This window comes from Roseivivax halodurans JCM 10272 (assembly GCF_000521785.1).
GTDB lineage: Bacteria > Pseudomonadota > Alphaproteobacteria > Rhodobacterales > Rhodobacteraceae > Roseivivax > Roseivivax halodurans.
In genome coordinates this window covers 1-690 of the sequence record NZ_JALZ01000129.1, presented here as the reverse complement: position 1 = coordinate 690, position 690 = coordinate 1, and the positions used below count along the sequence as shown (strand labels likewise).

At 64.3% G+C, this 690-nt stretch carries 1 protein-coding gene and 1 pseudogene; one reads left to right on the top strand and one right to left on the bottom strand.

Features of this window, described 5'->3' with window-relative positions; genetic code table 11:
- On the top strand, window positions 1-530 hold a 530-nt coding region (locus OCH239_RS21455; protein ID WP_211242050.1), incomplete at its 5' end, for a hypothetical protein.
- Here the strand turns inward: OCH239_RS21455 and OCH239_RS23430 are convergent.
- Window positions 487-690, bottom strand: a pseudogene (locus OCH239_RS23430) (IS1595 family transposase); the annotation flags it as partial. The gene OCH239_RS21455 and the pseudogene OCH239_RS23430 overlap by 44 nt on opposite strands.

Sequence of the window (690 nt, the reverse complement as noted above, 5' to 3'; positions counted from 1 at the left end):
AGGTAGCAGATGCACCAAGTTGCTGGCTGGATTTGGCGCTCGAGGTCGGCTGCTATGGAGGCATGCCCGATCCTCTCATCATCCAGACCCTGACGGCCAAGCGCGCCGAGATCCTCGGTCAGATAAAGGCCTACGAGGCCCAGATCGCACACGCCAAGCACGACCTGGCGCACGTGAACGCGACGATCGAACTTTTCGCCTCACCTGAGCGGCAGCGAGCGCGCTACATGGTCAGCCACGGCTTCTTCAAGAAGGGCGAGGTCGCCGACATCTGCGTGCGGCACCTCGACGTGGACGGCGAGATGACGACCCGGGAGCTTGCCGAGCGAGTGATGGTAGAGCGCAACCTCGAGGTCTCGGATACCGCGCTGCGCAACTCGGTGGTCTTCAAGGTCGTCCAGGCGCTCCGCCACGCCAAACGCCGCAAGCTCGTTCGGATGGTGGAGAAGCGCAAAGGCATGTGTGTCTGGGCAGCCGGAGATGCCGTCACGCTGCGCGCCGTTGCCAATACCCCTTCCACGCCCGGCTGATCGGCGCGGCAAGGGCGTCACCGATGAGCCGATCCGCGAGGATGCCATTGCTCTCCAGCCGGTGATCCTCGAGCCAAGCAGCGTGGGCCGCATAGGCATCGAGATAGTGTCCCGCCACCTTCAGGTGCTGGCCCCCGATCATGCGCCTGAGCCGCGAGAA